The sequence below is a fragment of the Dietzia sp. B19 genome (genome assembly GCF_014145155.1).
GTDB classification, from domain to species: Bacteria; Actinomycetota; Actinomycetes; order Mycobacteriales; family Mycobacteriaceae; genus Dietzia; species Dietzia natronolimnaea.
Genome location: NZ_JAALED010000459.1, coordinates 1 through 2,024 on the forward strand (window position 1 = coordinate 1; position 2,024 = coordinate 2,024).

Sequence of the window (2,024 nt, forward strand, 5' to 3'; positions counted from 1 at the left end):
GATCCGGGCGCGGCGCTCATGACCGGCAGCCTAGGCGGGGCCCACGGGGGCGGCGGCGACGGGTGGCGGCGCATGCCGGCCGGGGTCTGAGAGGATGACGGCATGCCCGACCGCCCGATCCTCCTCGTCGACCTCGACGGCACCATCACCGACTCACTGGACGGCATCGCCAGGTCGCTCCACCACGCGCTGGACACCGTCGGTGCACGGTGGGACGACTCACGTGACATCCGTTCCATCGCGGGCCCACCCATGCCGGACACCCTCGCCTCGCTGGGGCTCGGGGGCGACGATCTGCAGCGGGCGATGAGCGCGTACCGCGAGCGCTACACCGACGTGGGGTGGCTCGAGAACGCGGTCTACGAGGGAATGGACGGCCTGCTGACGAGCCTGGCCGGCCACGGTTTCCGGATGGCCGTGGCGACGAGCAAGGACCAGCAGGCCGCGCGACGGATCCTGGAGCACTTCCGGCTCGACGACCCGTTCGAGTTCATCGGCGGCGCGGACCTGCGGGTAGGGCGGGCGGCCAAGGCCGATGTGATCGCGCACTCACTCTCCGCACTCGGCGTCGATCCGGTACCGGTGGCCGAGGGGGGCACGGGCCACGTCCTCATGATCGGCGACCGTGAGCACGACGTGGAGGGGGCCGCCCGCTACGGGATCCCCACGGCGATCGTGCGCTGGGGTTACGGCAGCCCCGGCGAGTGGGACGGCGCCCGCTGGTCCCCGGCGGACACCGCCGAGCTGGAGCGGATCATCCATGAGTGGTGACCCGCGCGTGCACGTCGTCTTTGTCTGTACCGGCAACATCTGCCGCTCCCCCATGGCCGAGGTCATGGCACGGCACGCGTTCTCCGGCGCCGGGTTCGGCGACAGGGTCACCGTCTCGAGCGTGGGTACCGGTGGGTGGCACGTCGGGGACGGCATGGATCCGCGGGCCGCGGCCGAGCTCGAGTCCCACGGGTACGACAGCACGCACGTGGCCGCACAACTGTCGGCCCCCGATCACCGGGCCGACCTGGTGGTGGCGCTCGACCGCGGCCATCGCGACCACCTCCTCGGCGCCGGGGTCGAGGAACACCGTGTCCGCCTCCTGCGGGGGTTCGATCCCGCGGCGGACGGTGAAGACGTGGCCGACCCCTACTACGGCGACCACGACGGCTTCACCCGGACCCGTCTCCAGATCGCCGAGGCGCTCCCCGGGTTGGTGGCCGAGGTGCGTGCCCTCCTGACTTAGCCCGTCGGGGTCCAGCGGATACCCTGGGGACATGCGGAGTCTGCGGCGCTTTCTGAGTCCCGGCTGGCTGATCGGCCTGCTCGCCGTGTCGCTGTTCGCCTGGGCGTGCTTCGCCCTCCTGGCCCCGTGGCAGCTGGGCAAGAGCGAGGACCTGGACGCCCGCAACACCCGCCTCGCCGAGTCGATCGAGGCCGCGCCGGCCCCGTTCGGGCAGGTGGTGGACGCTCCCGAGGCGTTCGTCGACCGCGAATGGCGGCTGGTGACACTGGACGGCCGGTGGCTACCCGACGCCGAGGCACTGCTGCGGCTCCGCGCGGTCGACGGCGAGCCGGTCTACCAGGTGTTGACGGTCTTCGATCCGGTCGATGGGCCGGAGATCCTGGTCAACAGGGGTGTCGTCCCCGTCGGCGAGAACAACACGGTCCCCGACTACGCCGCCGCGCCCGCGGAGCCCGTCGAGATCACCGCTCGGCTCCGCGCGGCGGAGAGCGGTCAGGCGGAGCCGGTCCTCGTGGACGGACTGCCGGCCGTGAGGGTCCTGGACCCCTCCGTGCTGGGCGGGGCACTCGGCCACCCGCTCGTGCCCGCCGGATACCTCCAGCTCTCCGGTGACCAGCCCGGATCGCTCACCCCGGTGCCCATCCCCGGGATAGAGAACGGCCCGTACCTCTCCTACGGCCTGCAGTGGCTCGCCTTCGGCGTCCTGGCGCCGCTCGCCCTGGCCTACTTCGCGTGGGCCGAGATCCGGGCGCGACGCCGCGACGCCGAGGCGGACGAGAACCCGGCG

Annotated in this window: 3 protein-coding genes; all 3 read left to right on the top strand. The window is 72.4% G+C overall.

Going from position 1 to position 2,024, the window contains the following annotated elements:
• Positions 1-102 precede the first annotated feature (102 nt).
• Positions 103-771 (top strand): HAD hydrolase-like protein, encoded by a 669-nt coding sequence (locus G6020_RS12875; protein ID WP_182610890.1) that lies wholly within the window; start codon positions 103-105, stop codon positions 769-771.
• Entirely contained in the window at positions 761-1,237 is a 477-nt protein-coding gene (locus G6020_RS12880; RefSeq protein ID WP_179524995.1) for a low molecular weight protein-tyrosine-phosphatase, read from the top strand. Before G6020_RS12875 ends, G6020_RS12880 begins: the two co-directional genes overlap by 11 nt.
• A gap of 31 nt (positions 1,238-1,268) precedes the next feature.
• The coding region (locus tag G6020_RS12885; RefSeq protein ID WP_182610891.1) for an SURF1 family cytochrome oxidase biogenesis protein at positions 1,269-2,024 on the top strand (756 nt) is incomplete at its 3' end.